Genomic DNA, 25,578 nt, shown 5'->3' with positions numbered 1-25,578 from the left:
TTGCAGGGCATCGCCAATGGAAACGCCAGCCTGCAAAAGCACTATCGCGCGTTGCCGCAGGCGCCATCGGCGATCAAGCGCCGGGGGGAAGTTCTTCACCGTGCAACCACCCTGCCAGCGCCGCTCGACGGGCTTGTTTGGCAGGTGTGGATCGATTGAAGCGGCTACGCAGGTAGCGACCACCCTTCTCCACCAGCCAGCGGGGATAGCCGAACCAGCGGCTGGCACTGGCCGGATCGTGCCCTCCGATACGGGCCAGTTCGGTTGGATCGGGTTTGAGTGCCCTAATGAGAGCCAGTTCCTTGCGGGCATTCTGGCGAGCCAGTTGCGCCTGCTGGCGGTGCGTCTCTTCGCTCGACAACATTGCATCGACCGCAGCCGCTGCAAGCTCGTGAGAAATCGATCGATCTATCGACGACATCGCCTCCGGCCACTGCGCGCCATTTCGCCCTGCAATTGCCGCCAGCAAAGACAGCGAACGCTCGAGCCCGAGTTCGGGTGCCAGCCTCGAAACGGCACCCCAGTCCACCTTTCCGCTTGCATGAAGGTAGTGCAGGTCAGTCAGAATGACCGGTCCGTTTGCGAACAGGTGATGCAGCGTGGCGTGCTCTGCCAAATGGAGCAGATTGGATGCAGCATCCGGCACTCGGATAATTTCACCGAGAATGCATATCGTCGCGTCACTCTCGAACACCCTGTCCCGAAGCAAGGTTTCACCCTTCCATTCCGGCGGGCCGAGCCGGTGATGGATCTCGACGAGAAGACCGCTTTCGGGATGGTAGAGCTCGGGCAGCTGGTGCCCTTTTTCGAGACCGTACCGCGCTGCGTTCGGATGTGGGCGAAACCCATGACCGAGCAGCAGGGCGCGCGCCTCAATAGCTTGGTCCGCAGGAAGCAGGAGATCGATATCGCGCATCTGCCGCAGCGCAGGAACGGGATAATATCCGTAGGCCAAAGCCGCACCCTTCAGCGCGATCGGGGCGAACCCGGCCTCGTGCAAGGAGCGCACTGTCTGCACGGCCTGCCGCCCCTGCGCCAGTGAGACGAGCGCCGCTTCGCGATCTGCGCCTTCCAGTTTTGCAGCCACAGCGTAAGGCATGGGATCGGCAAGCCCGGACCGCATGATGCAATGCCTGAGTATCGACTGCGTCCTGCTCATGATCGCGAGGTCGATCAACTCGCTCCATTCAGCCGCGTCGAAGCCATTAACCCACGCCGCCAATTCGCTGTCTGGATTGGCGAGACATCGGAGCAGCGCCGTTCTGGCCTTCGCGCTCGTCACATCACGTCCCGGATTCTGGAGCACGAAATGACCTTGCTTCGTCGAGGTCTAATACCTCGTCGCCCAGCGCCAGCATCCGCTCGTCATGCGATAGGATCAGGACGGTGCACCGGCCACGCAGGGCGCGGACAGATGCGCCGATCTGCTCGGCATTCCGGGCGTCGAGACCCGCAGTTACTTCGTCAAGGATCAGCAGCTGCGGTTTTGCCAGCAACGCGCGAGCCAGCGCGATGCGCTGTTTCTCGCCGCCCGAAAACAGTCGCCCATCCTCGCCCATCTCGGTTTCGATACCTTGCGGCAAGTCGAAGACGAATTCGGCAGAAGCAGCGGTAATGGCATCGCGGATTGCCTGCAGGTCTGGACTGTCGCTCGCGCCCCACGCGATGTTCTGCGCAATCGTGCCGGGGGTGAGATAGGGCTCCTGCTCGACATAGGCGACGTGCCTGCGCCAGGAGGCCCTTTGTGCATCGCCGAGCGCAACACCATCGATGCACAGATCGCCCTCGTCGGGCCGGATCAGGCCGGACACGAGATCGGCAAGGCTGCTCTTGCCGGCACCCGATTGCCCCCTGACAGCGATGATTCCTCCGGCAGGGATCACCATGTCGAAATGTTCGAATACGGCATCGGTCCGCCCGTGATAGGTCAGGGTAACGCCCCTAAGCGCCAGCTCTCGCGATAGATGCACTGGCGGGACCTCGGCCTCGGCGACGTCGGGATGTGCCCGCGCGTCTTCGAGCGAAGACAACAGGTAGCCGAGCCCCGCAATGTCGAACTGCCAGCTACGCCGCGCCTGTTGGAGCGATCCCAGCAAAGGCACGAGTCGGACAGCGAGCGCAGTCAGCGGAATTGCGAATGCGAGCGGGATCGCTGCAAGCTCTACCGTTACGTAAACGAACATGGCGAGGGCAAATGCCGCACCGATCTGGAACAGCATGTTTACTGCATGAGTGGCCCGAAAATAGCGCTGCTCTACTGCGGCGAGGTCACTAACGGCGGTATCGAAATCGCGTGCCATGCCTGGCTGCGCCCCCGCAATTCGCGCCGCGCGCAAATGTGACAGGGCATTGGTAACAAGTCGCTGCAACTTGCCGTGGGCCGCGACATAGGCGCGTCCCTCCGCTTGTCCCCCGCGCGAAAAGTTCGCGTAAAGGAGGGAAGCAGCGCCGCCAAAAAGCAGGATCGCAACTGCAACCTGCCATGACACCAACGCAGTCGAGACCAGCAGGATCGCGACCGTTACCAGTCCCGTCAACGTGACAAGCACGTGATCTGCGAGGCCCGCCGCCCGGTCCGCCTCTGCCATGACCAGGGAAGCATGATCGCCGCTGTGCTGGCGCGACAACCAGCGCCAGTCTGCGCCCATCAGGGCTGCATGCGCCTGTGTGCGGAGCCTTCTTCCCAGTGAGAGCCCGATTTCACGGCGCCGTTCGTTTACGAGGAAAACGATCACGGCACGCAAGCTGACGAGCCCGACGAACCCGGCGAGGAGCGCGGCGACGGGGGCATCTGCAAGTGAGGCAAGCAGGCTTGAAGCCGCCGCGCCTTCGGACCCAACGAACAGCTGCGTCAACGGGATCAGCAGGACCAGCCCCAGCCCTTCCGACAGGCTGGCGACAAGCATCAGGCCGAGCAGCACCACGATCTCGCGCGTTTCGACCTGCCTCGCCAGAAAGGCGACGACCTCGCGGCTCGTAAGGTCGCGGTCAGCCGACATTGAAACCCTCAACATGCTGCGCGAAACGCGCGAGCGCGGCACCACGCGGCAGGGCGCAGACCAGTTTTTGCCAGCGGTGCGATCCGACCCCGCTCCCAGCGACATGCCGGTCCAGATACGCGGTGATCCGTGCACGATCGATCAGTTCCGCCGCAGATCCGCGCGGCACATCTTGAACGACGAAATCCCTGACCTGCGCTGCATCGCGCGCGATACGATCGGGAAAATCGGCAGACTGGATACCGGTCGATTGCGATGTCGAGACAGAAGAAGGCACGCGACCTTCCGCAATGCGGCGGGCAAGCCACCTCGTCTCACCATCGTGCAGGAAGTAGTGCGGCGGAAGTGACACGACCAGTTCGAACAGCGGGCGGAAGGCTGTCAGGTCGCGCGTTTCCACTCCATGAAGGAGGCGCATCGCCTGATTGAATTCCGCCCCTTCCGAAACCGTTGGCGCAATCATCTGCTCCCTCGCCAATGCGACCGAGGATGGCGGATGAATGGACGCACTACGACCCGTCGCCGCAGCCCTTTCGAGCGCCTTCTGAACCTCCGGATGCCGGGGATCGAGCGGGCACCAGCTTTCAAACGGCGAGGTGTAATGTCCCCGAAACCTGTCTGCCTGGTCCTGCAGCTTCGCAGGGACATGCGGCCTCAACCCCAGCGAGCCAGCCTTGCGCAAAAACGAACGGCCGTCTTGCAGAGATCCGATTTCGCGTAGGAACCTCCCCCAATCGCCACGCACCGCCCATTCGGCCAGGGCGGCACAACCGTCGAAGCTGATTCCTGCATCGCCCAAGTCCGCGTTGAAGATAACGCGGGCGCCATCGCGTCCTGCCTGGCGGTAGATCTCGTGCACCCAGTGCATGTTCATTTCATTATAGGTCGGCCAGCTGCCCAGCAGCAGCAGGGCGTCGAGACCTTCGCCGAAGGTTCTGTCTCCGGCCGAAACGAACGTCGGTTCGAGAGCGGGATAGATAGCGGCAAGCTCCCTGACCCGGTCGCTCTCGTCATAGACCAGTGAATGATCTTCGGGCGGCAGCCATTCCGCGACTGGCACTGAGGTATAGCTTCGCAGACGCTGGTCGGGCTTCATGCTTTCCAGCAGGAAACTGGCAGAAATCTGCGAATCCAGCCCGCCAGATAGCGAAATAGCCGGATCGGACACGTCGGCGAGATTCGCGCGAGCAGCTCGCTGGAATGCTACCATGACGGCTTCCAGCGCTTCCTCGTCGGATCGCGGAGTCCAGCGAGGAATGCTGCGAATATCCCAGAACCGGTTTGCCTGATCGCTGTCAGGCGAAATCGACCTGTTCGTACCGCACGCGACCCGCGAAAGGCCGCGAAACAGACTTTCCTCGGGATGGTCGCGGAAGAACAGGGCGAATTCGGCCATCCTTTCCTGATCGATGACCGGATCAATTCCTGCTGCAAAGATTGTGCGAGGAACGGAACCGACGATCAACTTGCTTCCCTCGCGCCACACATGAAGTGGCGGTGCGCGCAAGGGAGACCGGGCAAGGCGCAGACGCCGTTCCTCCGGCCACCACTGGATGGCGGCATATTCGCCGGTCAGATGCCAGTCGCAATCTTCGCCCCAGCGCTCAAACGCAGACGCATATATTCCGGCTTCGGACGACGACTTGGCGCATCCCAATTTTCGGGCGAGATCGTCGCTATCGAAGATCCGTCCGAGGACGAAGGTATGGTAATTGCCGGCACCCGGTTCGAACAGATGCCGGGACACCTTCGGCGGTTCACGGCTGGGCAGCTTGTCCTCGCGAAGTGCAATGGCTGCTTTCAGCACGCGTCCTTCATGGATATCGCCCGCACTGCCCAGCAAGAGCGTGTCACGCATTCGCGGCCAGCAGCTGTCGAACCATGCCTCGCCCGGCGATCCGCCGGAAAGGTCGAATGCCGCGCAAATGAGCAGGTTGCGCGTCATCGCGCGCGCCTGTCAGTGGAAAGTCGCGAAGCCTTCGCGAACAAGCTGATCGGCAAAGGCGCCGACTTCACGTTCGCATGTGTCTCGGTCGATCGTGAATTCGCGGCAAAGCGCATCGGCGACCTCGTCGAGATCGCCTGTCCGGTCGAGCTCTCTCCAGATGGCGAGCCCTGTATCCTTGAGCGAATAGAAAACACCGGTCGAACCATGCACCAGAACGACCTCGCCATCCAATGTTGCGCTGAGGAAATTCTGTGGTGATTTGCGCAACTCTTGCGACATCGACTGATCCGGAACTCTCAACTCGTCGGCGGGGTAGAGCTCTTGCCATTGGTGATGCCGTTGTCCCCGGGAGGGTGACGATTGCCCGCAATCGAACCGAGATCGGCTCGCAGCCTTTCCAGCCTGGGCGTCGTCCAGTTCTTTCGAATATTGTTCGGTCGATCGTCTGACATTTGCTCCACCCGCAGTGAACGCTCAGGTTCAATCCGTTGCGATTGCTATCCCTATTAGCAAAACAAACGACATTCGCCAAATAGTCCCGAACCGTTCATCGGAGCGAAAGGTTTGGGTTAAGCTGTTATCTTATCTGATAAAATCGGTGAGCAGAACTTGCAGCTGCTCGTCGAATTGCGACAGGTCAAAATTGCGCTCGAACCTCTTCATCGTAATTGCTGTTGCCAGACCCAGCATCAGCTGCGCATGCGCCGCTTCGGTGGTCCGGCTCTCATGAAACTGATCGCGATAGAGAGATTTTGCGAGAAGCTCGACCTTGGCGGCACCGGAGACTTTTGAAATCCGCGTGTCTGAGCCAGCCTTCAACTCGTAAAGCGTGCTCATCGGCAACGGGCGCTCGGCCCGTTCGCCCGCCCGTACCAGCGTTTTGTTCGGCACCAGTCCGATCCGCTCTCCAACCGCCAGTCCCGCAATGCGCGCGCTCTCCGCGGTCAGTTTGAGAGGTTTGGGATCGGGCAATGCCCAGATGTCGCCCTCGGCCTCGCACAGGATGAGCGTATCGTCACAGAGGACCCCGTGACCGCGCGACGAGAGTGCTGCGACCAGCGTGGACTTGCCTGCGCCGCTCGCTCCTGTGAACGCGACCGCTCGACCTTCCACTTCGACCGCTCCTGCATGAAGCGCAACGAGACCGTTGAGCCATGCGACCGCGCCATAGACGGTCCCCCAAAGGTACAGATCTATCTCGCCTTGGTCTGCATCGCCGGGATCGATCGTGACGGGCTGGCCTCTGACATAAAGCAGGCGCGCGCCAGCCGGTGTGCGAAACAGGAAGCTGTCGGCCCCAAGCGCGCAAAAGTCGTCCTGGTAGAGCGCGTTTTCGATGCCTGGTGCTACTGGCCCCATCCGAGGCGTCATGGCTACTGCAAGCAGGCGCTGCGCTTCGCTCACCGCAGCAGGAATCTCAGCCACCGTCGTCATTTCACTGCTGGATTTGGCCGGAACATCATCCGCTCGCCTTAGGGTGTCCCGGCGCGCATGCAAACTGTCATGGCTTGCCGAGCGCATGAGTAACTTGCTGGCAGGACATCATGTCTATAGAATCGCAGGACTTCGGGTTGAAACCGGCGGCAAGGAAGCGTTGGAAATGCGTTCGAAACGACCGATAGCCATCATGGCCGCACTGGCGCTCGCAGCAGGATCTTCTGCCGCCGTGGCCGGCACGCGCGCTGGCGATGCGCCGATATTCTATGCCCCCCAAGTGATCCTCCAATCGGGATTGCAGCGTGCGCCTGCGGGTGAAGACGCAGCTGTGCTCGGCGGTATTCCCATCTGGCAGGTGGTCGGCGGAATCAGCTTCTTCGCGCTGATCGGACTGGCGCTGGGCGGCGGTTCTTCCAAAAACGGCGGGGGCTACCAGTCCAACGGAGCCAATTGACCCGCCCTGCGCGCAAGGCCGCGCCAGTGATGAGTTCGGTTCGTTCAAGGCATGACAGGTGGCAGGACTGGCAGCTTGCCGGGCTGATCGTCATTGCCGTACTCGCCGGAGGGGGAGGCGTCGCCTACGGGTTTGCCAATCTCGCGGTGCAGCTTGTCGCTATCGTGGTGCTTGCCTTCAATACGGACGCGCAGCGCGAGTTCTGGGCAAGAGCGCCGCAGCCTATCCGGTTGCTGGTAGCCGCAAGCCTCGCATTGCCGCTGGTACAATTGCTGCCCCTGCCACCGGCAATCTGGCAGGCACTTCCGGGGCGCGAGCTCGCGATCGAGGCTTATGCGGCAGCCAGGGTAGAGGGATGGCACGCGTTATCGGTCGCGCCCCATCGAACGCTGGTCTCGTTGTTCGGACTGCTCGTGCCGTTAGCCATAATCGTCGTCGGATATTCGGCTGACCGTGACACCTTGCTCAAGGCATGCCTGATCCTCGCCGCGCTGGGCCTTGCCAGTTTCATACTTGGCGCAATGCAGGTGCTGGGCGGCCTGGGGCCCTTCTATCCAGAAAACCGGATGCCCGGCGTGCTCTTCGGCACATTCGCCAACCGCAATACGACAGGACTTTTCCTCGTCGCCTGCCTCAGCGTCGTGTGCCTGGTGCCATATGTGAGGAAGCGACTGACGCCTTTGGGGACGGTCACGCTCGCCGTCCTGTTGTTGCTGGGTATCGTCCTGACCCAGTCGCGCAGTGCGATCCTTCTGGCAGCCATTCCGATTGGTCTTGCCCTGCTGCGGGAACTGGGCGGCCAAAAGGAAAAACGGGCTATCGTCGCTGGCATGGCAGGCATCGCTCTTGCCGGCCTTGCGACAATCGCTTTCCTTTCCGCATCGGGTGCACAGGGCACGCGGCTCGACACAATCGCCTCCCGTTTCGCGGAAACGGACGATGCGCGCAGCGACATCTGGACCGATAGCCTTGCCAGTGCCGAGCGCTTTGCCCCGGCGGGCGCCGGAATGGGCACTTTCGATGAAGTGTTCCAGGTCGATGAATCGCTCGAACACATGGGGTTCAAACGGGCCGGGAGGGCACATAACGACTTCCTCGAACTCGCTATCGAAGCTGGCGTTGCCGGACTGTTGCTGGCTGCGGCATGGATCCTGCTGGTCATCTGGCTGAGCTGGCGCGCGCGCGTGTCGGATGAGCGATGGACTGCCTGGACAGGATCGACAGTCCTTTCAGCAATCGCGCTGCAATCTGTCCTCGACTATCCTCTCCGCACCGAGGCGATGATGGCGGTCGCCGCATTTGCCATCAGCCTGTTGCTGCGGTTCGGCAGGCCCACGATAAAAGGCGAAATGACGTGAGGCTCGCGTGGCTCACTTTCTGGGCGCTGGTCGCTTGCATCGCGGTCGTGGCGCAGGTCGATCGCGAGGCACGGCGCAAACCGCACATTGCCACCCTCGTACCCTCGATCTTCACCGGATTTGCGAGCGAAGAAAAAGTCCGCCGATCACTCCTATCTCGCGCTTCCGATCCTGCCCGCCGGGAAGTTGCCGAGTTGATACGCGCGCGACCGATACCTGGCGAACATCTGATCTTGCTCGCGCGATTGGAAGCCCTGGCGGGCAATACCGAAGCGTCTCTGGTCGACATCCAGCGCGCCGCCCATCGCAGCTGGCGCGACGCCCCCACCCAGCTCATCGTCTTGCGCATGGCACTTGCCGCGGGCGACGAGCCGGGCGCAGCACGGCGCCTGGCAGCGCTCTGGGCCATTCAGGCCGACCGGGAATGGCTGCGCGAAGTCACACCACTGGTGCTGGCCTCGCCCCAAAGTGCCGAAACTTTCGCCGGGATTCTCGCTGAAGATCCACGCTGGGAGCGCAATTTCCGTGCAGCAGCACCGTCCATGCTCGATCCAGAGACGCTAGGCCGCCTGGCAGAGTAAGGCGTCAGGCCTCGCTGCCGAGTTTCAGGCTGCGTGCGCCCATCACCACCTGTTCGCCCACCATTTCAAGCTGCGCACTGGTGCGCGGATCGGTGCAGTTTCCGGCATCGTCGAACAGGTCGGGCATGGCCTTGATCGTAGCACCCATCGGTGTCGGCCAGCCGCGCAGCGCGTGGATGATCGCGCGCAGGGTCGTGAGCGTGCCCATCGACGCCTGTTCGCCGGCAGCCGTCGCGATCAGCCCGACCGCTCGCGCATGGAGATAGGGCCTCGTATCGCCCGAAAGATCTTCGAGGAAGTCGAGCGCGTTCTTCACCACGCCCGAAACCGTACCATGATAACCGGGGGCAGCGATCAGGATGCCGTCTGCCTTGCGGACGGCCTCTATCATCTCCGTACCGGCACCGTCCTGGTGCCCCGGGCCGCCGTAGTGCGGCAGGGTGGTGAGGTATTCCCCCCCGAACACGTCGACCACCGCACCGGCCTTTTCAGCCTGGCGCGCGGCATAGCGCAGCGCCTTTTCGGTCATGCTCTTGTCGTTGACGGTCCCGCCCAGGGCAACGATGCGGATCATTCGAGGTATTCCTTTCTGGCAACGGCCGTAGCCTATCGGTGTTGCGTGGGGAAACCGCAAACGAGAATTGGGGAGCGTGCTACTCCCGTATCGACAATGAGCGGATAGCAGCGCGAGCGGGCGGCGATAACCCGCAATCGGGCTCATCCAGCAGCGCGATCGCAATTTGCTTCATCCGCGGATCCCAGAACTGTTCGATGTGATCGCGTGTTTCGGCAATTGCGACATCCTGCCCGTGAACCTCAAGGTTGCAAGCGATCTGGTTTGCCATCCGGACAACGGATTCGCGTGTGCCGCTGCCGTCAGCGCTCATTCGGCCGGTTCCTTGCCCGCATCCTCGATCCGGCGGTGATGCTGCATTTCCTGCGCGTAATCCTGCTGCCATTCGCTCGGCCCGTTCGACGCCGTGACCTGCACCGCTGTCACCTTGTATTCGGGACAATTCGTGGCCCAGTCCGAATAGTCGGTCGTCACGACATTGGCCTGCGTCGCGGGATGGTGGAAGGTCGTATAGACCACGCCCGGGGCCACACGATCCGTGACCGTCACTCGCAATGTCGTCTCGCCCGTCCGGCTTGCGAGCCGGGCAAAATCGCCGTCCTTCAGTCCGCGATTTTCGGCATCGACCGGGTGCATTTCCAAGAGATCTTCCTCGTGCCAGACCGTGTTTGCAGTCCGGCGGGTCTGCGCCCCGACATTGTACTGGCTTAGGATGCGGCCCGTCGTCAGCAACAATGGGAAACGTGGCCCCGTCTTTTCATCGGTCGGGACGTAGTCCGTCACCACGAACCGTCCCTTCCCGCGAACGAAGCCATCGGCGTGCATGACGGGAGAGCCATCAGGGAAGGCATCGTTCACCGGCCATTGAACCGAGCCGACACGCTCGAGCATGTCCCACGACACCCCGGCGAAACTGGGGGTCAGACGCGCAATCTCGTCCAGTATCTCGCTGGGATGGTCATAGCTCCAACCGGCACCCATGGCGTTGGCCAGCAACTGCGTGACCTGCCAGTCCTCATATCCGTTGGCAGGTTCCATCACCTTGCGCACCGGCTGGATGCGGCGTTCGGCATTGGTGAAGGTGCCGTTCTTTTCGAGGAAGGTCGAACCGGGCAGGAAGACATGGGCATAGGCCGCGGTTTCATTGAGGAAGAGGTCATGCACGATGACGCATTCCATCGCCTCGAGCCCTGCAGCGACATGCCGTGTGTTGGGGTCGGACTGCAGAATGTCCTCGCCCTGAATATAGATCGCCTTGAACACGCCATCGACGGCAGCGTCGAGCATGTTGGGAATGCGAAGGCCCGGCTCGGGATCGAGCGTAACGCCCCAGTCGCCTTCGAATTGCTGGCGCACCGCGCTGTCCGAAATGTGCCTGTAGCCGGGCAGCTCGTGCGGAAAGCTGCCCATGTCGCAGCTACCCTGCACGTTGTTCTGGCCGCGCAGCGGGTTCACACCCACGCCCGGCCGCCCGATGTTGCCGGTCGCCATTGCGAGGTTCGCGATCGCCATCACGGTCGATGAGCCCTGGCTGTGTTCGGTGACGCCAAGGCCATAATAGATCGCGGCATTCCCTCCGGTGGCAAAGAGCCTGGCGGCCCCGCGAAGATCGTCAGCCGGCACCCGCGTCACCGCTTCCAATGCCTCTGGCGAATGGCGTTCGTCGGCCACGAAGCGCGCCCAATCCTGGTACTCGTCCCAGTCGCAGCGCGCCCGGATGAATTCCTCGTCGGCAAGCCCCTCGGTCACGATCACATGCGCCATCGCTGTGAGAACGGCGACGTTCGTACCCGGCTGCAGGGGCAGGTGATGCGCCGCCTCTATGTGCGGACTGCGTACGAGGTCGATCCGGCGCGGGTCGATCACGATCAGCTTTGCGCCCTTGCGAAGACGCCGCTTCATCCGGCTAGCGAAGACCGGGTGCCCGTCGGTCGGGTTGGCTCCGATCACCAGTATGACGTCGCTGTGTTCGACGCTGTCGAAATCCTGCGTGCCTGCGCTCGTCCCGAAAGTCGTTTTCAGGCCGTAACCGGTCGGCGAATGGCAGACCCGCGCGCAGGTATCGACATTGTTGGTGCCGAAGACCGCACGGATCATTTTCTGGACGAGGAAAGTTTCCTCGTTGGTGCAGCGGCTGGAGGTGATCCCGCCCAATGCACGCGGGCCGTGCCGATCCCTGATCGCCTGCAGCCTTTCTGCAGCAAAGCCGATCGCTTCTTCCCAGTTTACTTCCCGCCAGGCATCCTCGATGCTGTCGCGGATCATCGGGCGGGTGATGCGGTCCTGATGGTTGGCATAGCCCCATGCGAACCTGCCTTTCACGCAGGAATGTCCGCGATTGGCCTTGCCGTCCTTCCACGGCACCATGCGCACCAGTTGCTCGCCCTTCATCTCGGCGCGGAAGGTGCAGCCGACCCCGCAATAGGCGCAGGTCGTCACCACGCTGCGCTCGGGCTTGCCCATCTGCTTGACCGATTTTTCCATCAGCGCGCTGGTCGGGCAGGCCTGGACGCAGGCGCCGCAACTGACGCACTCGCTCGACAGGAAATCGTCCGCTTTCGTCCCGGCACTGATTGCCGAAGCAAACCCGCGCCCGTCGACAGTCAGCGCGAAGGTGCCCTGCACCTCGTCGCAGGCGCGCACGCAGCGCGAACAGACGATGCACTTGTCGGGCGCAAACAGGAAATAGGGGTTGGAGAGGTCGGGTTTCGTGCCGAGGTGGTTGGCGCCTTCATAGCCATAGCGCACATCGCGCAAGCCGACTTCGGCGGCGGTGTCCTGCAGTTCGCAATCGTTATTGGCGCTGCAGGTCAGGCAATCGAGAGGGTGGTCGGAGATGTAGAGTTCCATCACGCCGCGCCGCAATTTGGCGAGCCGCTGCGTCTGGGTCTGCACGACCATTCCGGCTTCGACTGGCGTGGTGCAGCTAGCGGGCGTGCCCTTACGCCCCTCGATCTCGACCAGGCACATGCGGCATGATCCGAAGCTCTTGATGCTGTCCGTCGCACACAGGCTGGGAATGTCCCCGCCGGCTTCGCGCGCTGCACGCATGACGCTGGTGCCTTCGGGAACTGTCACTTCGCGCCCGTCGATCGTCAAAGTGACCGATGCGGCACCTATACCAGGCGGCGTCCCGAAATCAGGCTGCTTCTCATAGCCCATGCTCAGTTCCCTTCGACGCATCCCCGATCCTAGCATCATTGCCCGGCAAATGCAGGAGCAGTGCACTGTCTTCACGGGCGAGAGCATAGAGCTGCAGGCCGGATTCCTGCGCTCGTTCGATAGCGAGCGATGTCGGGGCGGATACCGTGACCAGCGTGGCGCATCCTGCCCTGACGGTCTTCTCGACCAGTTCGTAACTGCACCGCGCCGACAGGAGAAAGAAACCGTCGTCTGCCGACAAGCCTTGCCGCGCCATCGCACCGACCAGCTTGTCGAGCGCATTGTGACGCCCGACATCCTCCCTCGCCAGCAGGATCTCGCCATCGCGCGAACACGCCGCTGCGACATGCATCGCGCCGGTTGCCGTGCCCATGGGCTGATGTTCCCTCAGTCGCGCCAGGGCCCTTTTGAGTGCCGTTCTGGTAAGGGGTTTCGCAGGGGCGAGTGCGTCGAGCGGTCGCAACACCTCTTCGATGGAGCGGATGCCGCACAGCCCGCAGCTTCCCTCTGTCAGGCGCAACCTGATGCGCTCCGCCAGTTCGTCGCCCAGCGACGGTATGGACAGGCGAACGATACGACCGCCTTCGACCTCCGCCACGTCAAGTTGCCCGATGTCTTCAGGCGACGTCGCGAGCGCTTCGGACATGGCGAAACCGACCGCAAAATCCTCGAGATCGCAGGGACTGGCCATCATCACCGCATAGGCGAGCCCGTTGATCTCGAAAGCGACCGGCTGCTCGACCGCAACCGCGCGAGAGATCGACGCATCCTCGCCCCCTGCAAGGGCGACTTCCAATGCAGGGAACTCACGCACCGCCATCGCTCAACAATCGCCTTCGAGGCCGAAATCTTCGGGCCAGTTGCGCATTGCGCTGAGCACCGGAAAGGGCGTGAAGCCGCCGAGGGCACAAAGCGATCCGTCGCGCATGACCTCGCACAGATCCTCGAGCAGTTGCACCTGCTCGTCGCGGCTGCGCGGGGCGGTCTGCGCATTGTGCATCTGCGGCGCAAGTTCGATCCGGTCTGGCTCACGCCCGCCGGCGAGGATCCGGTCGATGGTTTCGGCGCCGCGCACCGCGCCAAGCCTGCAGGGCGTGCACTTGCCGCAGCTTTCCGCGGCACAGAACTCGAACGCGAAGCGCGCCATTGCGCCCATGTCCGCCGTATCGTCGAACACGACGATGCCGCCGTGCCCGATCAGGCCATCGGCAGCCGCATAGGCCTCGTAATCGAACGGCAGGTCGAATTTGTCGGGATGGATGTAGGCGCCGAGCGGGCCACCGACCTGCACTGCCTTTACCGGCCTGCCCGAAGCGGTTCCGCCGCCGATCTCATTGACCAGTTCGCCCAGCGTGATGCCGAAAGCGGTCTCGAACAACCCGCCGTGCCTGATATTCCCGGCAAGCTGGATCGGCATGGTTCCGCGCGAGCGGCCGAGGCCGAAACCTGCATATTCTGCTGCGCCTCCGTCCTTCAGAATATGAGGCACGGCCGCCAGGGTGAGAACGTTGTTGACCACCGTCGGGCAGCCGAACAGCCCTTCGATCGCGGGCAGTGGGGGTTTTGCCCGCACCTCACCGCGCTTGCCCTCAAGACTGTTGAGCAAAGAGGTTTCCTCGCCGCAGACATAGGCGCCCGCGCCCACACGCACTTCGATCTCGAACGGTGCAACCACGCCCGCCGACAGCTCGATAGCCGCGCGCAACTTGGCGATTGCATCGGGGTATTCGCTGCGCAGGTAGATGAAGCCCTTCGTAGCACCCGTTGCATATCCTGCGATCGCCATCCCTTCGATCAGGGCGAATGGATCGCCTTCCATCAGCATGCGATCAGCAAAAGTCCCGCTGTCGCCCTCATCCGCGTTGCAGACGATGTATTTCCACGATCCCACTGCCTCGGCGACCGTGCGCCACTTGATCCCCGCCGGAAACCCGGCACCGCCGCGGCCACGAAGACCGGAAGCGATCACCTCTTCGACGACGTCAGCCGCTTGCATGGAGCGTGCGCGGCGAAGTCCTGCCCAACCGCCGGAAGCCTCGTAATCGTCAAGGCTGAGGGGCCGCGTCTTGCCCGCCCGTGCGAAGGTCAATCGCTGCTGCCGGGTGATGAACGGGTGATCCGCGACCTTGCCGATGGATTTGTCGCTCGATCCGGCAAGGATTGCAGCGACGTCCTCTACCGCGACAGGACCAAACCCTTCGCCTTCGATTTCGACCAATGGCTCGAGCCAGTGCATCCCCCAGCTGGACACGCGTTCGACTGTTGCCCCGGCACTCTCGAAAGCGGCGGCTACGGCGTCGGCGCTGCACGCCTTTGCCAGGCTGTCATCGGAGATACGGATCCTTGTCATGCCCGGTCGATCAACCTCGCCAGCGCTTCCGCGTCGAGGCGCGCATGCATCTGGTCGCCTATCCGGGCATTCGGACCGACGCTGCAAAGACCGAGGCAATAGACGTCCTCGATCCTGACGCGGTCGCCGGCTGCAGTGCGCGCGCCGGCAACCAGCTTTTCAACTCCACGCGCCTTGCAGGCTTCTGCGCGACATATCTGGACGACGGGGCGCGGGTCGGGCTCGGCCTGGAAATCATGGTAGAAACTGACCACGCCGTGCACTTCGGCGCGGCTGAGATTGAGGCATCTCGCGATGATGGTTTCGGCAGCCGTATCGATGCAGCCGAATGTCGCCTGTACTTCGTGAAGAATGGGAAGCAGCGGTCCTTCTGACCCTTCGTGTGCGACGCAAATCCGCTCTATCCGGTCTGCAATTGCACCCTCTGCAAGAGAGCCATCAATATCGGTCGTGCCATCGCCCATCGGGCTGACCTACACTATGCCATGTGGGTTGCAAGCAAGGGGAGAGCGCACTTGCTTCGCAGCGGGCTTGGCCGATTGGCATAGTCCATATACAAGCTGCCTCTAATGGACGATCTTTCCTCCATCCTGTTCGATTCAACCCGGCGCCTCCTTAGCGATCTTGCGGAGGAATTTTCGCCGGGACATGTCCTTTCGGTCGAGGACAAGGCAGGCGCGTGGCGGCGGGTCGAGGAGATGGGCCTGCCCTTTGCCATGGTGCCTGACGATATGGGCGGGTTTGGCCTGCAACAGGCCGATGCATTCGAGCTCGTGCGCATCTGCGGAAGCGAAATCGTGCCCCTGCCGCTTGTCCAGACGATGCTCGCCCATCGCTTTGCCGCAGAAGCGGGCAAGGAACCGGACGGTCAGATGACCGAGCGACTGGGCGACCTCAGCGACGACCAGCTTGCCGTCGCAGCCCTCGCAAGGGCCGTGCAGATGACAGGCGCTCTAGAAACCATTCTCGGCATGACGGTGCGCCACGTTCAGGAACGGCAGCAGTTCGGTCGCCCGCTCTCCAATTTCCAGGCCGTGCAGCACTTGCTCGCAGTTTTGGCAGGCGAAGTTGCGGCATCGCGCGCGGCGTCCGATCACGCGGTTGCATGTTTCGATCGCACCGACTGCACCTGCAATATCGCGGTCGCAGTTGCCCGCACCCGGATCGGCGAAGCAGCGTCGAAGGGGAGCAGTATCGCGCACCAGCTGCACGGTGCGATCGGTTTTGCGCAGGAGCACAAGCTCCAGGTCTATACCCGCGCGCTGTGGAAGTGGCGCGACGATTTCGGCACGCAGGCCTATTGGACGCGCAAGGTCGGCGAGCAGGTACTCGCCCCGGGCGCTGACGACCTCTGGAACATGGTCACCGCGGCATGACGATGCTCGAATATCCCGTCCTCGCCGAAAGCGATCGTGCCCGCGAATTGCGGAGCGAGGTCCGCGCGTTTCTTGCCCGTGAACTGGCCGGCAAGACTTCGCTACAGCGGGCCGAAAGCTGGAATGGGTTCGACCGCGAATTCAGCCGCAAGCTGGGCCAGCAGGGATGGCTCGGAATGACCTGGCCCAAGGAATATGGCGGCCACGAACGCAGCGCCTTCGAACGCTATGTCGTCATGGAAGAAACGCTGGCCGCGGGCGCTCCTGTGGCTGCGCACTGGATTGCCGACAGGCAGAGTGGGCCGAGCCTCCTGCATTACGGAACCGAAGAGCAGAAGCGGGCAATCCTGCCGCGTATTGCCGCTGGCGAATGCACCTTCTGCATCGGGATGAGCGAGCCTGATTCCGGCTCCGACCTCGCGGCAACCCGCACTCGCGCCGAACGCCAGTCCGATGGATCGTGGAAGGTCAACGGGACCAAGCTCTGGACCACCTATGGTCACGAAGCCGATTACATGATCCTGTTCTGCCGCACTTCCGGCACCACGGAAGACCGGCAGCGCGGGACCAGCCAGCTGCTCGTCGACATGAAGTCAACGCCCGGGATCACGGTGAAGCCGATCCTCGACCTGATGGGCAAGCATCACTTCAACGAAGTGCATTTCGAAGACGCGATCCTGCCTGGCGATGCCATACTTGGCGAGGAAGGCCAGGGCTGGTCGCAGGTGATGAGCGAACTCGCCTACGAACGCTCCGGCCCGGAGCGGTTCCTCTCCTCGATGCAGCTCATGACCGAGCTTGTGCGGGTCCTGCGGGGCAGCGACAGCGACGCCGCCAGGCTCGCGATCGGCCGGCTGTTTTCGCACCTCGTTACCTTGCGGGCGATGTCCCGCGGCGTCGCTGCGCTGCTCGAAGCAGGTGAGAACCCTTCTGTTCATGCCGCAATCGTCAAGGACCTAGGCGCGACTTTCGAACAAGACCTGCCGGATATCGCGCGAAGCCTCGTCGATGTTCAGCCCGACATGGAAAGCGAAGACGACCTGGCAGCGGTGCTTGCCTATACGATGATGGCTGCTCCGTCGTTCTCGCTGCGTGGCGGAACGCGCGAGATCCTGCGCGGAATCATCGCCCGCCAGCTGGGCCTGAGATAAACACCGGACGGTCGGCGGCTGCGCGCTGCAGGCGCCGGAAGAGGCTATTCAGCCAGAGCGAAACTGGTCAGCAAACTCAGCCCCGCAGCATCTTGATGATGGCGGAGAAATCGAGCGCACCGTTGCCTGCGCCATTGAAATCCTCGTACAGCGCCGCTGCACGCGCACCCATCGGAACGGCAGCGTCCGCAGTATCGGCTGCGTCCATCGCGAGCCGCAGGTCCTTCAGCATCAGCGCGGTCGCGAAGCCGCCCTGGTAGTCATTATCGGCCGGGCTTTCGACCCCGACGCCCGGCATCGGCGTGTAGGCATTGAGCGACCAGCAGTAACCGGACGACTGGCTCGAAATCTCATAAAACTTCTGCGGATCGAGGCCGAGCTTTTCAGCCATGGCCATCGCCTCGGCGGTGCCGATCATCGAAATGGCGAGCAGCATGTTGTTGCAGATTTTCGCGGTCTGCCCGGCCCCGGCATCTCCGGCATGGATCACCGCCTTGCCCATGGGGTTCAGCACCTCTTCTGCCCTCTTGAAAGCCTGTTCAGTGCCGCCAACCATGAAGGTGAGCGTGCCGCCATTTGCTGCAGCAATGCCGCCCGAAACAGGGGCATCGACCATGTCATAACCGGCTGCCTCTGCCGTAGCGATCACGTCCTTTGCGGTAGCTACATCGATCGTCGAACAGTCGAGCAGAACTGCGCCAGCCGGAGCGTGACCGATCACGCTTTCGGTATAGACCGACTTCACAATGCCGCCGTTGGGCAACATCGTCACGACTGCATCAACGCCCTGCACCGCCTCGCGCGCGTCGGTGAATGTCGTGCAGCCATGCGCGTTGGCACTCGCCAGAGCCTCTTCGGACAGATCGAAGGCATTCACTGCGTGCCCTGCCTTCACGAGGTTTGCGGCCATCCCGCCGCCCATGTTGCCAAGGCCGATGAAAGCGATTTTCATGCGTACTCTCCGTTTTTCTTTCAGCTCGGGCGTTGCTTCGCCTCGATGATCCGCGACCGGGCAACCTTCGTCGCCCGGTCACCGGAATTATCCCATCGTCGGGATGACGAAGGCGTTCGATCCGTCGCCGCCGCCATCGGGCCAGCGCTGGGTGACCTTCTTGGCCTTGGTCCAGAACTTCAGGCCTTCCATGCCGTACTGGTCGATGTCGCCGAAGCCCGAGCGCTTCCACCCGCCGAAGCTGTGATAGCTGACGGGAACCGGGATCGGCACGTTGATGCCGACCATGCCGACGTTGACCCGGCTCGCGAATTCGCGCGCTGCATGGCCATTTCGGGTGAAGATGGCGACGCCATTGCCATACTGATGCTCGGATGGAAGCCTCAAAGCTTCCTCGAAATCCTTGGCGCGCACGATCTGCAGGACCGGACCGAAGATTTCCTCCTGATAGCTCGTCATGTCGGGCGTGACCCGGTCGAGCAGCGTCGGGCCGACGAAGAAGCCGTCTTCATGGCCCTGCAAAGTGAAGCCGCGGCCGTCGATCACGACTTCTGCGCCTTCCTTTTCGGCCGTGTCGATCCAGCTTTCGACCCGCGCCTTGTGCTCGGGCGTGACAACCGGGCCGTAATGTGCGTCCGGATCATTCGAGACCCCGACGCGCAACGCATTGATCGCGGGGATCAGCTTCGCCTTCAATTTCTCGGCCGTGTCCTCGCCCACCGGCACGACAACCGGCAGAGCCATGCAGCGTTCGCCTGCCGAGCCGAAGGCCGCGCCTGCAAGGTCGTTCACTACCTGGTCGAGATCGGCATCGGGCATGACGACGCCGTGATTCTTCGCGCCGCCGAAAGCCTGCACGCGCTTCGCATTCGCCGAGCCGCGCGAGTAGATGTAATGCGCGATGTCGGACGAGCCGACGAAGCTGATTGCAGGGATATCGGGGTGGTCGAGGATGGCATCGACCATTTCTTTGTCGCCGTGGACGACCTGCAGCAAACCTTCGGGCGCGCCGGCTTCGAGCATCAGTTCGGCCAGGCGGGCCGGCACGCTGGGATCGCGCTCGCTGGGCTTGAGGATGAAGGCGTTACCCGCCGCAATCGCCATGCCGAACATCCACATCGGGATCATTGCGGGGAAGTTGAACGGCGTGATGCCGGCACCGATACCGAGCGGCTGGCGCATCGAATAGACGTCGATGCCCGGGCCTGCTCCTTGGGTGTATTCACCCTTCAATGCCTGCGGGATGCCACAGGCGAATTCGATCACTTCCAGGCCGCGCTGAACGTCGCCATGCGCGTCTTCGACTACCTTGCCGTGCTCGCTCGAGAGAAGTTCGGCCAGTTCCTGCTTGTTCGCTTCGACCAGCCGCTTGAATTCGAACATAACGCGCGCGCGTTTTTGCGGATTAGTGGCCGCCCATTCAGGCTGGACCTTCTTCGCTTCAGCGACTGCACGATCGAGCAATGCTGCATCGCCGAGGACCACCTCCGCCTGAACCTCACCCGTCGAAGGGTTCCAGACCTGATGCTTGCGCGCACCAGAGGTATCTCCCGAACCGCCGGAAATGAAATGGTCGATCTGCCGCATGAAAACTCTCCGCTATTGTATGGCTACAGGATGTCAGCCTACATTGCCGCAGACAAGTAGAAGGTTTGCAGCCCGGGGCTGCAAAATTGCAGATGGAAAATTGGGACGATCTCCGCATTTTTCTCGCTGTGGCAAAAGCGGGGCAGATATCGAACGCCGCGCGCATGCTGCGTATCGACGGAACGACAGTCAGCCGCCGGCTGAGACGGCTCGAGGGGGCCATCGGCCAACGCCTGGTCGAACAGACTCGCGAAGGGCAGGTCCTGACCCAGCATGGAGAGGAATTGCTCGCCCGGGTCGAGCGGATGGCAGAAGAGGCATCATCCTTCGGTCACTCGGGCCTGGGGCAGCCGGGCCTGGGTGGTCAGGTCCGACTCAGCGTTTCGGAGGGCTTCGGCAGCTGGTTTCTTGCGCCTAGGCTCCCTGCCCTGGTCGAGGAACATCCCGAACTGACGGTGGAACTGGTTGCCAGCAGCGGCTTCCTCAGCCCTTCCAAGCGAGAGGCAGATATTGCCGTCATGCTCTCTAGGCCAAAGGCCGGGCCGCTGATCGCGCGCAAACTTTCTGACTATTCACTCGGCCTCTATGCATCTCCTGACTATCTTCAGGAGACCGGCCAGCCACAGAAAAGGTCGGACCTCGCCACCGGCCATCGGCTCGTAAGCTATATTTCGGACCTGCTTTATGCGCCCGAACTAGACTATTTGAACGAGGTGTATTCGAACCTCCGGGCAACAGTGACTTCGTCGAGCATCAACGCGCAGTTACAGCTCATCTCAGGCGGTGCGGGGATCGGCGTGCTTCCGTGTTTCATGGGTGACAGGGAGGCACGCTTGAATCGCGTGCTGCCATCGTTTCGTCTCACGCGAAGTTTCTGGATCGTCACCCACAAGGACACGCACAGATTGGAAAAGGTGCGCTATCTGAGCAACTGGCTGACCCGCCAGGTAGAGCAAGATCGCCGAGTCTTGCTGCCAAGTCTGTAGTAAGCGGACATGTACTCGAAAATGGTGCCCAGAAGAGGCATCACATTCAAGCTATTTTTCCGCATATTATCTGATAGTTATGAATTTGGCCTTCGGCAAAAAGCCCTCAAAAGGCCCTCAAAAACCGTCTAATACATTGGTTCGATGCCTTTTTCAGACTCGAAATTGTATCATCGGCTCCGACGACAAGGTAGATAAATATCTTCTTTGCACCCCATTTCCGGTCATTCTCGAGCACGATCGCATTTCCCACAATCGGCCAGTCCGCTCGCGCCCCAATTTCGATGAGGGGAGGACAACTAAGAACTTGTCGATCGCGTCCAAGCGGCGGAAGAGGCTGACAAGCCCTACTTCAAATGGCGCGGAGTTCTTCGATGCCAACCATCATACTGCTGATCGTGTCTAACATTTTCATGACTGTGGCCTGGTATTGGCACCTCAAGGGCGGCATGTCGAAGCCACTGTTCACGGTCATCATGATCAGCTGGGCCATCGCCTTCGTCGAATATTGCTTCGCGGTCCCGGCCAACCGCATAGGCTATGCTTCGGGCTTCACAGCAGGACAACTCAAGATCATGCAGGAAGCCATCGCGTTGACCATCTTCGGCGGATTCATGGTGCTCGTGCTTGGCGAAGCCCTGTCCTGGCGGCATTTTGCCGCCTTCGGCTGCATCATGGCGGCGGTCGGCTTCTTGTTCGTGGGGCGCTGAGATGGCCGCGACCCTCAAGCGGGAAACCGGGCTTGTCGGAGCTGTCCTGCTCGGGCTCGGCTCGATGCTGGGATCGGGCGTGTTCGTCAGCATCGGACTTGCTGAGGACATGGTCGGATGGGGGGTGCTTCCCGCAATTCTTCTCGCTGCTGTGGTGGCAGGCTGCAACGCCCTTTCGAGCGCGCAGCTCGCAGCAAGTCATGCCAAGGCGGGAGGGACTTATGAATATGGCTACGTATTCCTGTCCCCGGCAGCAGGGTTCACCGCAGGAACGATGTTCCTGCTGGCGAAGTCTGCGTCTGCGGCAACGGCGGCCCTCGCCTTTGCTGCTTACCTCGACGCACTGATCGAAACCGATCTTCCGCTGGTGCCGGTTGCGCTGACGCTGGTCGCCGCGCTGACGGTCATGATCCAGGCTGGCCTCCGCCGCGCGAACTGGTTAAATGCCGTCATCGTTCTGCTGGTCGTCGCCGCGCTAGGTGTGTTCGTGGCGCTGGGTAGCGCGAGCCAGACAGCAGACTCTTCAGAACTCAACCAATCATCGCCGCCGGATTTTTTCCATGCCTGCGCGCTGCTGTTCGTGGCCTTCACCGGTTACGGGCGTGTCGCCACCATGGCCGAAGAAGTCCGCGATCCAAGGCGCACCATCCCGCCTGCCATCCTGGCAACCATTGCCGTTACCACCGTGCTCTATCTGGGTGTCGGCCACGTCCTCACCCTGCACGCAGGATCGCTTACAGACGCTGCCACGCCGCTGGAAGCCGCTTCACGCGCATTCGGGCCGGGATGGCTCGCCATAACCATCGCGGCTGCCGCGATGCTGGCTATGGTGGGCGTCCTTCTCAACCTCATCCTAGGGCTGTCGCGCGTCCTGCTGGCTATGGGACGGCGCGGTGATGCGCCAGCGCTGTTTGGCAAGCTGCGCGGCGGAGAGCCTGTTGCCGCCATCATCGGCATGGCAGTGGTGGTCGGGGGGCTTTGCCTACTGGGCGATGTGCGCGTTGCCTGGACCTTCAGCGCAGTGACAGTGCTGGTCTATTACGCGATTACCAACGCGGCAGCCCTGCGGCTGCAAGGCGAGGAGCGGCTGTTTCCGCGCTGGATCGCGTGGATAGGGCTTGCCGGTTGCCTCGGGCTGGCAGCTTTTGTGCCGCCGCTGTTCTGGTTGTGGGCCTCGCTTGCTCTCGGGGCTGCCTTTGGCGTTCGGAAAGTGATCCAGCTGCGGCTGACTAGCTAACATGCTCGAAGCTGCCTCGCGTTCGGTTCGCAATGGCGACCAGCGAGAGCATCACCGGCACTTCAACGAGCACGCCTACGACCGTCGCCAGTGCCGCGCCACTACCTAGGCCGAACAAACCGATGGCTACCGCCACGGCGAGTTCGAAGAAGTTGGACGTGCCAATAAGGGCGCAGGGCGCGGCGACCGCTTGGGCGAAACACGTCGCACTCCACAAAAGTGGAAGCTCAAGCCCCGTTCTGTTCAGCAAATCAAAGCAGAGCCGCGCGCGCTTGCGGATGGAGACTTCCTTTTGGACATCAACCAAAAAGGCGTCCACATAAGAATCGACCTTGATATGGCCCGGCTGGCTTTGCGCGACTTGGTTCGCGCGGTTGTTGTGGTTACCGGCGACAGTGATTTTGTCCCAGCTTTCAAATTTGTGCGACGCGAGGGAGTGAAGGTTATGCTTTGCGCCCTCGGCCACGCGAGCGCGCGGCGCGAGCTAAAGGCGCACGCCGACTTTGTGCTATCGTAAGATTTCAAACTGACCCACTACCGAACTGGCGGCTGACGGTTTCGATCTTGAGCCCCAGACTCTCTCCGATATCCGCCCGCGACATCGGTAGGTCGATCGTGGCGCTGTTTCCGCCCGCTGGTTCGAGCCGTTCCCACATCGCAAGAAGAAAGCCGGCCACGCGCTCGCCTGCGGATTTCTGCCCCAAATTGACCGCCTTATCGCGGTATCGGAAGAGAGCCGTCTGCGAACGCTCCAGCAAAGCGCGCATGATCGAGGGATTGCCCCCTGCGCGGTCGTAGAATTCGCGAGCCGGAAAGGTTGTGAGAGTGCTTTCGCAGAGACCGGTCAAAGTGTATCGATCCGTATTCACCGCCGGTATGGTAAAAATGTCACCGCCGAAATGAAATGCCACTATCTGGTGGCGCCCGCGCGACGCCAACGCACCCAGTTTGGTCGCGCCACTCGACAGGAATACAAGGGCAGCCTCAGCAGGATCAATCTCGATGTCCTGCCCGCGTCTTACGTGCAATGGCGTTGCGAGCGCGCCGAGTTGCCGACCGATTTCTGCCCCGGGATCAATGCCGAAGGTAGCGCGTAGAAATATGTTACAAGAGCCGAAGTTCGGCATGGCACCTCTCATGAACCCTGTCTGTCGCATCCTTGCCTACCCTGCCTTTGGCATGGCGCGCTTTGACGCAGGTCAATGTGACGGCGTCTCCGATTGCTTACACGGATGTCAGTAAGAGTCGGAGCGATTTCGGATATGGTTCTAGTTTCATACGTTGCGGACAATGGCACGGTGCACGAAGTTGCAGCCAGCGTCGGCATCAGCCTGATGGAGGCTGCCGCCATGAATGATGTCCCCGGTATTGAGGGCGACTGCGGTGGCTTTTGCGCCTGTGGAACTTGCCACTGTTATGTCGATGAGAGCGATGCTGCCATTCTGCCAGATATGCATGAGCTTGAACGTGCGACGCTCGATTTCGCGTACGATGTGACCGAGCGCAGCAGGCTGGCCTGTCAAATACCGATAACCGAACAAATGGACGGGATCCGCGTGCGCCTTCCCGCCCGCCAGTATTGAGCGATCGCCACCTAGTGGGACGATCCATATGGGAGAGTGTGATGGACACCGTGCGGGACAATAACATGCGGGAAATGCCAGGCTGGCTCGGGGACAAGACCCCCGATGACATCTATCGCAGCCCGCTAGAGATCGCCTGGACTTTCGATTACCTGATGTCGGGCGACAAGATCGAGGATCTGTATCGCCGCGCGAAACAGGACCAGTGGAACAGCGACGAACGTCTGCCTTGGGATCTGACTGTCGACCCCTCGCGCCCGATGATGAATGACGAGCAGGACATCTATCACCGGATGCCGTTCTTCAAGAAGTTGTCAAAGTCGCAGCAGGAACGCTTCACTGCGCATTCGACAGCGCAGATGCTGTCGCAGTTTCTGCATGGTGAGCAGGGTGCACTGATGACTGCGGCTTGCATCACCCATTCGGTTCCCGATGCCACTGCCAAGCTTTATGCCGCCACGCAGACAATGGACGAGGCCCGCCATGTCGAAGTCTTCGCCAGATATTGCGACAAGGTGGCGATGGTTTACCCGATGTCTGGCTGGCTCAAACAGTTGATCGATGCCACTCTAAAAGCCGATCGTTACGAGAAGATCATGATCGGGATGAACATGATCGTCGAAGGGCTAGCACTCGGCGCGTTCAACAACATGTATCGCTCAACGCAGTGCGAACTGCTCAAGCAACTGACCTTCAACGTCATGCGCGATGAAGCCCGCCATGTTTCCTTTGGCCATGCCTATCTTGCTCCGGTGATTGCCGGACTGCCGGAAGACGAAGTGGAAGACCTTGCTGACTTCGCATTCGAAGCGGTGCGCATCCTTGCCTTTGCCGGGACCGCCGGAACCATCGCCAGCCGGGTCGATCCCGGATTCATGCTGGTTCTGGAGAATTGCGAGATCGACGCGGACGATTTCTTCGCCGGACTGCGCGAGGCCGAACAGCTTGGCATTACCCGGCAATTGCCGCCCGGACAGATCCACTCGCTGGAGCATCTGATGCTGCCAGCTATTGCCAGGGTCGGCTTGCTGACCCCACGGGTGCGTTCCCGTTATGAAGAAGCGGGCATTCCTGTGTGGGAAGATCCGCGCATCCTTCATGCGATGGAAGGCGGCCATCCGGTCGCAGCGTAA

General features: G+C 61.7%; 26 protein-coding genes and 1 pseudogene. 11 read left to right on the top strand and 16 right to left on the bottom strand.

All coding sequences use genetic code 11. The features are described from left to right. Positions 1-73 precede the first annotated feature (73 nt). From AMC99_RS00840 to AMC99_RS00820, 6 genes are all read right to left on the bottom strand, one after another. Complete coding sequence (locus AMC99_RS00840) at positions 74-1,306, bottom strand: nucleotidyltransferase domain-containing protein (protein WP_083440026.1); 1,233 nt, start codon at positions 1,304-1,306, stop codon at positions 74-76. Beyond that, entirely contained in the window at positions 1,284-2,999 is a 1,716-nt protein-coding gene (locus tag AMC99_RS13920; protein ID WP_061921550.1) for an ABC transporter ATP-binding protein, read from the bottom strand. Before AMC99_RS13920 ends, AMC99_RS00840 begins: the two co-directional genes overlap by 23 nt. Next, complete coding sequence (locus tag AMC99_RS00830) at positions 2,989-4,944, bottom strand: asparagine synthase-related protein (protein ID WP_061921547.1); 1,956 nt, start codon at positions 4,942-4,944, stop codon at positions 2,989-2,991. The genes AMC99_RS13920 and AMC99_RS00830 overlap by 11 nt, the downstream gene beginning before the upstream one ends. Positions 4,945-4,956: 12 nt before the next feature. Next, positions 4,957-5,226 (bottom strand): PqqD family protein, encoded by a 270-nt coding sequence (locus AMC99_RS00825; RefSeq protein ID WP_083440024.1) that lies wholly within the window; start codon positions 5,224-5,226, stop codon positions 4,957-4,959. A 17-nt stretch (positions 5,227-5,243) separates the two neighbouring features. Next, on the bottom strand, positions 5,244-5,399 hold the full coding sequence (locus AMC99_RS13915) for a hypothetical protein (RefSeq protein ID WP_157058217.1): 156 nt from the start codon (positions 5,397-5,399) through the stop codon (positions 5,244-5,246). A gap of 130 nt (positions 5,400-5,529) precedes the next feature. After that, complete coding sequence (locus tag AMC99_RS00820; RefSeq protein WP_157058216.1) at positions 5,530-6,372, bottom strand: hypothetical protein; 843 nt, start codon at positions 6,370-6,372, stop codon at positions 5,530-5,532. Between the two features lie 175 nt (positions 6,373-6,547). Here AMC99_RS00820 and AMC99_RS00815 point away from each other — a divergent pair, with 175 nt between their 5' ends. Genes AMC99_RS00815 through AMC99_RS00805 form a run of 3 tightly spaced genes read left to right on the top strand, consistent with a single transcriptional unit; the run spans position 6,548 to position 8,777 of the window. Next, complete coding sequence (locus AMC99_RS00815; RefSeq protein ID WP_157058215.1) at positions 6,548-6,838, top strand: hypothetical protein; 291 nt, start codon at positions 6,548-6,550, stop codon at positions 6,836-6,838. 29 nt (positions 6,839-6,867) lie between these two features. Then, the gene (locus AMC99_RS00810) at positions 6,868-8,196 is read left to right on the top strand and encodes an O-antigen ligase family protein (protein WP_061921537.1); all 1,329 of its coding nucleotides are present in this window, start codon (positions 6,868-6,870) and stop codon (positions 8,194-8,196) included. Then, positions 8,193-8,777, top strand: coding sequence for a hypothetical protein (locus AMC99_RS00805; RefSeq protein WP_061921533.1), 585 nt, complete (start codon positions 8,193-8,195; stop codon positions 8,775-8,777). Before AMC99_RS00810 ends, AMC99_RS00805 begins: the two co-directional genes overlap by 4 nt. Positions 8,778-8,781: 4 nt before the next feature. Here the strand turns inward: AMC99_RS00805 and AMC99_RS00800 are convergent, their stop codons facing one another. From AMC99_RS00800 to AMC99_RS00775, 6 genes are all read right to left on the bottom strand, one after another. Further along, positions 8,782-9,351: an NADPH-dependent FMN reductase gene (locus tag AMC99_RS00800; RefSeq protein ID WP_061921530.1), complete on the bottom strand. Its 570-nt coding sequence runs from the start codon at positions 9,349-9,351 to the stop codon at positions 8,782-8,784. Between the two features lie 79 nt (positions 9,352-9,430). Then, positions 9,431-9,664 (bottom strand): formate dehydrogenase subunit delta, encoded by a 234-nt coding sequence (locus tag AMC99_RS14065; protein ID WP_061921528.1) that lies wholly within the window; start codon positions 9,662-9,664, stop codon positions 9,431-9,433. Next, positions 9,661-12,513, bottom strand: coding sequence for a formate dehydrogenase subunit alpha (gene fdhF, locus AMC99_RS00790; RefSeq protein WP_061921525.1), 2,853 nt, complete (start codon positions 12,511-12,513; stop codon positions 9,661-9,663). The genes AMC99_RS14065 and fdhF overlap by 4 nt, the downstream gene beginning before the upstream one ends. Continuing rightward, on the bottom strand, positions 12,503-13,333 hold the full coding sequence (gene fdhD, locus AMC99_RS00785) for a formate dehydrogenase accessory sulfurtransferase FdhD (protein ID WP_061921522.1): 831 nt from the start codon (positions 13,331-13,333) through the stop codon (positions 12,503-12,505). Before fdhD ends, fdhF begins: the two co-directional genes overlap by 11 nt. Positions 13,334-13,336: 3 nt before the next feature. After that, positions 13,337-14,863, bottom strand: a complete 1,527-nt coding sequence (locus AMC99_RS00780; protein ID WP_061921519.1) for an NADH-ubiquinone oxidoreductase-F iron-sulfur binding region domain-containing protein — start codon at positions 14,861-14,863, stop codon at positions 13,337-13,339. After that, on the bottom strand, positions 14,860-15,327 hold the full coding sequence (locus AMC99_RS00775) for an NAD(P)H-dependent oxidoreductase subunit E (protein ID WP_061921515.1): 468 nt from the start codon (positions 15,325-15,327) through the stop codon (positions 14,860-14,862). The genes AMC99_RS00780 and AMC99_RS00775 overlap by 4 nt, the downstream gene beginning before the upstream one ends. A 105-nt stretch (positions 15,328-15,432) precedes the next feature. On the opposite strand from AMC99_RS00775, the gene AMC99_RS00770 reads away from it, so the two are divergent. Next, positions 15,433-16,239 carry an acyl-CoA dehydrogenase family protein gene (locus AMC99_RS00770; RefSeq protein ID WP_061921512.1) on the top strand — a complete coding sequence of 269 codons (807 nt, stop codon included), beginning with the start codon at positions 15,433-15,435 and terminating at the stop codon, positions 16,237-16,239. Beyond that, positions 16,236-17,390 carry an acyl-CoA dehydrogenase family protein gene (locus tag AMC99_RS00765; protein ID WP_061921509.1) on the top strand — a complete coding sequence of 385 codons (1,155 nt, stop codon included), beginning with the start codon at positions 16,236-16,238 and terminating at the stop codon, positions 17,388-17,390. The genes AMC99_RS00770 and AMC99_RS00765 overlap by 4 nt, the downstream gene beginning before the upstream one ends. Positions 17,391-17,466: 76 nt before the next feature. Here AMC99_RS00765 and mmsB read toward each other — a convergent pair whose 3' ends face one another. Beyond that, entirely contained in the window at positions 17,467-18,342 is an 876-nt protein-coding gene (gene mmsB / locus AMC99_RS00760) for a 3-hydroxyisobutyrate dehydrogenase (RefSeq protein ID WP_061921507.1), read from the bottom strand. Positions 18,343-18,429: 87 nt separating this feature from the next. Beyond that, positions 18,430-19,929, bottom strand: coding sequence for a CoA-acylating methylmalonate-semialdehyde dehydrogenase (locus AMC99_RS00755; protein WP_061921503.1), 1,500 nt, complete (start codon positions 19,927-19,929; stop codon positions 18,430-18,432). 92 nt (positions 19,930-20,021) lie between these two features. On the opposite strand from AMC99_RS00755, the gene AMC99_RS00750 reads away from it, so the two are divergent. From AMC99_RS00750 to AMC99_RS00740, 3 genes are all read left to right on the top strand, one after another. Continuing rightward, entirely contained in the window at positions 20,022-20,915 is an 894-nt protein-coding gene (locus AMC99_RS00750) for a LysR family transcriptional regulator (protein WP_061921498.1), read from the top strand. 374 nt (positions 20,916-21,289) lie between these two features. Further along, positions 21,290-21,625, top strand: a complete 336-nt coding sequence (locus tag AMC99_RS00745; RefSeq protein ID WP_061921494.1) for a DMT family protein — start codon at positions 21,290-21,292, stop codon at positions 21,623-21,625. Between the two features lies 1 nt (position 21,626). Continuing rightward, positions 21,627-22,862 (top strand): APC family permease, encoded by a 1,236-nt coding sequence (locus AMC99_RS00740; protein ID WP_061921491.1) that lies wholly within the window; start codon positions 21,627-21,629, stop codon positions 22,860-22,862. Here AMC99_RS00740 and AMC99_RS13795 read toward each other — a convergent pair. Further along, positions 22,855-23,058 (bottom strand): annotated as a pseudogene (locus tag AMC99_RS13795) (arsenical-resistance protein); the annotation flags it as partial. The gene AMC99_RS00740 and the pseudogene AMC99_RS13795 sit on opposite strands and share 8 nt — an antisense overlap. 141 nt (positions 23,059-23,199) lie before the next feature. On the opposite strand from AMC99_RS13795, the gene AMC99_RS14310 reads away from it, so the two are divergent. Beyond that, positions 23,200-23,379, top strand: coding sequence for an NYN domain-containing protein (locus AMC99_RS14310; protein WP_420805564.1), 180 nt, complete (start codon positions 23,200-23,202; stop codon positions 23,377-23,379). Between the two features lie 4 nt (positions 23,380-23,383). Here AMC99_RS14310 and AMC99_RS14060 read toward each other — a convergent pair whose 3' ends face one another. Beyond that, complete coding sequence (locus AMC99_RS14060) at positions 23,384-23,731, bottom strand: helix-turn-helix domain-containing protein (RefSeq protein WP_198143552.1); 348 nt, start codon at positions 23,729-23,731, stop codon at positions 23,384-23,386. 429 nt (positions 23,732-24,160) lie between these two features. Between AMC99_RS14060 and AMC99_RS13785 the strand changes: the two genes are divergently transcribed. Together AMC99_RS13785 and AMC99_RS00720 are read left to right on the top strand one after the other, a co-directional pair. Then, positions 24,161-24,445, top strand: coding sequence for a 2Fe-2S iron-sulfur cluster-binding protein (locus AMC99_RS13785; protein ID WP_198143551.1), 285 nt, complete (start codon positions 24,161-24,163; stop codon positions 24,443-24,445). Positions 24,446-24,486: 41 nt separating this feature from the next. Beyond that, positions 24,487-25,578 (top strand): ferritin-like domain-containing protein, encoded by a 1,092-nt coding sequence (locus AMC99_RS00720; protein ID WP_061921481.1) that lies wholly within the window; start codon positions 24,487-24,489, stop codon positions 25,576-25,578.

It is taken from the genome of Altererythrobacter epoxidivorans (genome assembly GCF_001281485.1).
GTDB lineage: Bacteria > Pseudomonadota > Alphaproteobacteria > Sphingomonadales > Sphingomonadaceae > Erythrobacter > Erythrobacter epoxidivorans.
The sequence above is the reverse complement of the archived record's forward strand: the minus strand, read 5'-3'. Positions and strand labels throughout refer to the sequence as shown.